Source organism: Methylocapsa palsarum, from assembly GCF_900114285.1.
Classification (GTDB): Bacteria; Pseudomonadota; Alphaproteobacteria; order Rhizobiales; family Beijerinckiaceae; genus Methylocapsa; species Methylocapsa palsarum.
Genome location: NZ_FOSN01000045.1, coordinates 1 through 5,862 on the forward strand (window position 1 = coordinate 1; position 5,862 = coordinate 5,862).

General features: G+C 57.7%; 4 protein-coding genes. 2 read left to right on the forward strand and 2 right to left on the reverse strand.

Going from position 1 to position 5,862, the window contains the following annotated elements; translation table 11 throughout:
• Positions 1-478: 478 nt before the first annotated feature.
• Entirely contained in the window at positions 479-1,864 is a 1,386-nt protein-coding gene (zwf, locus tag BM177_RS18935; RefSeq protein WP_091686799.1) for a glucose-6-phosphate dehydrogenase, read from the reverse strand.
• A gap of 275 nt (positions 1,865-2,139) precedes the next feature.
• Here zwf and BM177_RS18940 point away from each other — a divergent pair, with 275 nt between their 5' ends.
• Both BM177_RS18940 and BM177_RS18945 read left to right on the forward strand, forming a co-directional pair.
• On the forward strand, positions 2,140-4,314 hold the full coding sequence (locus BM177_RS18940; RefSeq protein ID WP_091686802.1) for an amylo-alpha-1,6-glucosidase: 2,175 nt from the start codon (positions 2,140-2,142) through the stop codon (positions 4,312-4,314).
• A 57-nt stretch (positions 4,315-4,371) separates the two neighbouring features.
• Positions 4,372-5,148 (forward strand): ROK family protein, encoded by a 777-nt coding sequence (locus BM177_RS18945; protein WP_091686804.1) that lies wholly within the window; start codon positions 4,372-4,374, stop codon positions 5,146-5,148.
• Positions 5,149-5,339: 191 nt separating this feature from the next.
• Here BM177_RS18945 and BM177_RS19785 read toward each other — a convergent pair whose 3' ends face one another.
• Positions 5,340-5,501, reverse strand: coding sequence for a hypothetical protein (locus BM177_RS19785; protein WP_139223751.1), 162 nt, complete (start codon positions 5,499-5,501; stop codon positions 5,340-5,342).
• Positions 5,502-5,862 lie beyond the last annotated feature (361 nt).

Here is a 5,862-nt window from a genome sequence, read left to right on the forward strand (position 1 = left end):
GCACCAACTGCAGGCCGCTTAACCTTTAATGTCGATGAGCCAGAACCTCCGTTCCGAATAACCTGAAACTGTCTCAAATCATCTGACGACGGACAGGCGATGAAATCAAGACGGCGCGGACCGGTGACTTCCTCATGGTTCCCCGCAATACACGGCACGCCTTCCGCGTGGCCAGCGAAACAGCGCGTTTCCTAAACGGCTACACACCCGCCAGTCTTGAGGCGGCCCTAGTGAAGTTTGCGACGCCGGCAACCGAACGCGTCCTCCCGCCGAAAAATGCTTCCGGCATCATCAAGATGACCCCTGAACTTCTGAGCAGATATGGCATGGACATGTTGCCCGGCCCCGATCCTCTCCGTCCAAAGGGAACTGGCCCAACCGCCTGATCCCGTGCGTCTCGGTCAATGCGACGTCAAATCAGTCTGAATGCGACCATTATCAAGGGGGCGTGCTCTCGACATAGAAAAGGAAGACAAGGTCATGGACATGGGAGCGCCGGTTTCGGATTATGCCATGGGCCGTCAGTCCCGATCAGCTGGTTGGTTTCGTCCGGTCCCCAGCTTCCCTGTGCATATGCAATGGGCGGAGCCTCAAGGTTCAGGACGGCTTCCACAATCCGCCATTGGGCGTCGACAATATCCTGCCGCCCGAAAAGATCCCCGACGCCATGCATCGCATCGCCAAGCAGACGCTGATACGGCGGCATGGATGTAGACTCCTGTTCGGTCAGGATCAGCTCAAGGTCCTGGCCTTCCATACGCTCTCCCGGACGCTTTACGCGGAGACCTAATGCAATGGCGACATCCGGGCCAATTCTGATCCGCAAATGGCCAGACGCCGGCGCAACCACCTCGGCGAAGGATTCCCGCGGCGGTCTCTTGAAATCCACCATAATTTCCATGGCGGTCAGAGGGAGCGCCTTGCCCGCCCGAATGTAAATGGGAACGTCTGCCCATCGCCACGAATCGATGAAAAGTTTGGCCGCGACAAATGTCTCGATGGCAGACCCAGACTTGACCCCGGGCGCGGACTGATAGCCTGAATACTGGCCGCGAACGATATGCGCATCATTCAGCGGCCGCACCGCCTTGAGCAAAGCAGCTTTTTGGTCGCGTATAGCGTCACAGTCTTCTCCCGTCGGCGGATCCATGGTCAGGCTGGCGAGCACCTGCAGCATGTGATTCTGGAAGACGTCGCGAATAGCGCCGGTCTCATCGTAGAATTTTCCACGATCCTCGATTCCAAAGCCTTCAGCCATCGTGATCTGGATGCTGTTGATGTAAACGCGATTCCAGATCGGCTCGAACATCGCATTCGAAAATCGCGTGTAAAGGATGTTCTGAACCGGCTCCTTGCCAAGATAGTGATCAATCCGGAAGATATTTTCCTCCGGAAAAAACCGGTTGAGAATGCGATCGAGCTGGTGCGCAGACTCCCTATCGTGGCCAAAGGGCTTTTCGACAACGAGGCGCGCGCCCGTTCCGCCGAGCTTCGACAACCCCTCTGCAACTGTCCCAAACAGACTTGGAGGAATGGCGAGATAATGCAGCGGCCGCTTCGCCTCGCCGAGTTCTTGGCGAAGTCGCACGTATGTTGAAGGATCATTGTAGTCGCTGTCGACATAGCGGAGCAGACGGGCAAGCTTGGAGAAGGATTTGATGTCGAGACCGCCATGACTTGAAAGGCTGTCCCTGGCGCGCGCCGTCAGTTGATCGAGCGACCATCCTGCCTTGGCGACGCCGATGATGGGCACATCGAGCCCTTCGTCGCGAACTAGTCCATGCAATGCCGGAAATATCTGCTTGTAGGCCAGGTCGCCCGTGGCGCCGAAGAAGACCAGGGCATCGGAGACAGGGCGGGGCATTTCGAGGGTTTTCCATGTTCGCAGATTTCAAGGCGCTCAGGCGCCAATCTCCGGAACGTTTTATACCGCGCCCTGTTCTAAGGCAAAGCCAGGGCGGATAACCCGAGACGATCGCCCCGAGACGGCGATTCATCCAAAAACGTAATAATCAAGCATTAGCCCGAGGATGAAATGGATGTCCCGCGCGTTATATCCATCCGAAAGGGAAAAAGCCTTGGCCATACGACAGGGCGACAGGCATTGTCTGTTGGGTCATTTTGGGGGAGCGCACCACTATGCCGTTCAAGGTTCAGATTGGTCCGCCTCAGATCTCGATTCATCAGGGTCAGACCGTCCTGATCAGCGACCCCGACGGACAGATCCATTGGCCAAGCGAAAGGGGGCTCTACTTTCTCGATACGCGCGTCATCAGCAGCTGGACCGTTTACGCCAATGGAGAGCCCTGGGAGCTGCTGAACGGAGGCCCCGTCGCCTATTACGCGTCGCGCATCTTCCTGACCAATCGTTTGCTTGCGACGGAGTCTGGCGTCATTGCGCCACGCACGCTCGGCTTCACCATCAGCCGATGGATCCATCGTGGAATGCACGAAGATCTGGACATTACGAACAACAGCATGAAGTCGGTCAAATTCCAGCTCGAAATCGCCATCCGCTGCGACTTCGCAGATCTCTTCGAGGTGAAAGCGGGCAACATTGTTCGCCGGGGTCGGATTGCGACAGAATGGACGCCAGCGCGCCAGCAGCTGTGCACAACCTATCGCAACAAGGACTTTAGCAGGGCGGTTACGATTTCCGCGCAGCGCATTCCAAAAGAGGCGGTTTATGCGAATGGCCGTCTCAGCTTCGAGATCGCGCTCGACCCTGGAGAAGCCTGGCATACGTGTTTACTCTATACTTTGACGGACGCTGGCGAACATTCGGCGCCGCCGCGCGAATGCGCAGAACATCATCCCAGATCGAACCACGCCGAGACTCTGGCCGACTGGCTGCGGACGGTCGCCAGAATTGAGACCAGCAACGAGGAATTCTACCGGCTTTTTCGCCGCGCGCTTGAAGACATGGCCGCGCTGCGCCTGCCGATCGAGGGCACGGATCACACTGTCTTCTTGCCTGCCGCCGGGCTTCCCTGGTTCATAGCGCCGTTCGGACGCGACAGCCTCATCGTCTCGCTGCAGAACATTTTGATCTACCCGGAGTTCGCGCGCGGCTCCCTCAATTTCCTCGGCGCGTTTCAGGCCAAAGGCGACGATCCATACCGCGACGCCGAACCAGGCAAGATCTTCCACGAATTGCGCTATGGCGAACTGGCTCATTTCAAACTGATCCCGCACACGCCCTATTATGGATCCGCCGACGCCACCCCGCTTTATCTGATCACTTTGCATGCGGCCTGGCGCGCAACCGGCGACAGATCCTTGCTGGAACGGCATCTTCAGACCGCCGAGGGATGCCTGTCCTGGATCGACCATTATGGAGACCGCGACGGGGATGGCTTCCAGGAATATCAGACGCGCTCGCCGGCCGGCTATGAGAACATGGCCTGGAAGGACTCTGGCGACAGCGTCGTCTATCCCGATGGCTCGCTCGTAAAAGGACCAAAAGCGCTCTGCGAGCTCCAGGGGTACGTTTACAGCGCGTGGCTCCGCATGGCCGAGGTATTTGACGCCGTCGGAAAGGGCGACCGCGCGGAAGAATTGCGGGCCAAGGCCTCCGCTTTGTTTGAACGTTTCAACGCGGCCTTCTGGGACGATGAACTCGGGTTTTACGCCTATGCGCTCGACGGGGACAAGAAAAAAGTCCTAACCATCGCCTCCAACGCCGGCCATTGCCTCTGGTGCGGCATCGTCCCGCGCGAGCGGGCGAGGCTGGTCGTGGAACGCCTGATGGCGCCGGATATGTGGACAGGATGGGGCATCCGGACGCTCTCGGCCGATCATCCGGCATTCAATCCCTACAATTATCAGACGGGATCGGTGTGGCCGCACGACAATGGACTGATCGCCCTGGGGTTCAAGCTCTACGGCTTTAGCGCGGAGGCCGCCTGCATCGCCCATGACATCAGTATCGGAGGCAGTTATTTTCAGCTGAGCCAATTGCCTGAACTGTATACGGCCTTTCAACGCGACGGAACGACCTTTCCGGTGCAGTACATCGGCGCGAATGTGCCGCAAGCCTGGGCGGCCGGATCGATCTTTATGCTGACCCAGGCCATGTTGGGGTTTTTGCCTGACGCGCCAAGGAATAAACTCTATGTCGACCCCTCGCTCCCAGAATGGCTGCCGGACATCACGATTCGCGATCTTCTTGTAGCGCAGCAGAGGTTTGATATTCGCTTCTTGCGCGTCGGCGACGAAACCGAGTTCGAAGTGCTCGCAGGCGATGCAAAACTTGTGGAGCGCTGTGAAATTGGGCTCAAGGCGACCCAGCTCCGGACTCATGCGACTCGATGAACGCGCAAGCTCCGGGAAATTCAGCCTGAAGCACAGTCTTGCCCTAAGGGGGACCCCATGAACGCCAACGCACGCACCGGACATACGGAACAGATGACACTTGCCATAGATATAGGCGGCAGTCATCTCAAGGCGGCTATTCTCGACGAATCCGGAGCGATGTCTTCGGGTCCAGTACGCGTCAAGACGCCGAAGCCCGCCACGCCAGAGGCCATTGTCGCGACGCTGATGCGCGTCACACACAGGCTCGGCCAGTTTGATCGCGTTTCAATCGGCTTTCCTGGCGTGGTGCGAACGAATTTCATTTTGACGGCGCCCAATCTCGGGACCAAGGCCTGGCGTGATTTCAGGCTCGGGGCGGTCATGACCAGTAATTTGGGCAAGCCGGTTCGCGTGCTCAACGACGCCAGCATCCAGGGCCTCGGAGTGATCACCGGCTGCGGTCTGGAATGCGTTTTGACGATGGGGACAGGGATGGGCTTCGCCCTGTTCCAAGACGGCGAGATCGCACCGCATCTGGAACTTAGCCAGCATCCTATTCGAACGCATACCACCTATGACGACCACGTGGGCAAGGCGGCGCTTGAGCGTATTGGCCGGCGACGATGGAACAAGCGTATCGGCAAAATTATCAGCGTCCTCGAAACTGTCGTAAACTATGACACCCTCTTCATTGGCGGCGGCAACGCAAAGCTGATCGACATCGCATTGCCGGCCAATGTGAAGCTCGCTTCCAACGCAGCCGGAATCACCGGCGGTCTGCGGCTCTGGGATCAACGGATGGATCATGCATTCACCGATCGAGCGGCAGCTTTTTACGCACTGTCGGATTAGGCTTCATCGTGCCGGATGATCCTGGCCTCGCCAGAATTCCAATGTCAGGCACACTCCCGAAGCAGTTTCCTTAAAGTTGCGTGCGGGAAGTAAGGCATGATCACCTTGTCGCGCCTTCAAACACCGTCACACACTTAAGATATCTGCTACGATGTTCTCGACCGTCTCTGGCGCTGGATCTTACCGTCGCGCTATGCCACCAGCGGCTCCCAAAACGATGTTCGCCGAACCGCAAACTCGATAAATCCCGGCACTACGGCCGCCACGCGGAGCCATTTCATCACCTTCTGTTCATTGGAGCCGCACCCGAGAATGATGCAACCGACCTGCTCGCGGCCGTCACGGCGCACCATTTCGACGATCTTGAAACAACCCTCGCGCCGATCAAAACCTTCGATCTTCCAGACGTCAGCCTCAACCCGGAATTTTGAAGCTGTTCCAACGCAGCGAGCATCAGTGCGGGTCGCACTTTACTGTCGTAACGATTCTGATCACCCCCGACGACAGCCAGCTGCGCATGGGCGGCGGGCGTGAGCAATTCGAACATGAATTAGAAATTGTTTGCGTGGCAATAGTCGCATAGCTCCTCGAGACGCCCGGCTTGCCGGCCTTCGCCGATGCTAGTGTAGTGTCTCACGCAAAGCTTGACAATTCGCCTCATTCGGTTACGGTTGTTTCATGTGGTCGAGCAGTCAAGCTGTTGAGATAACGCCC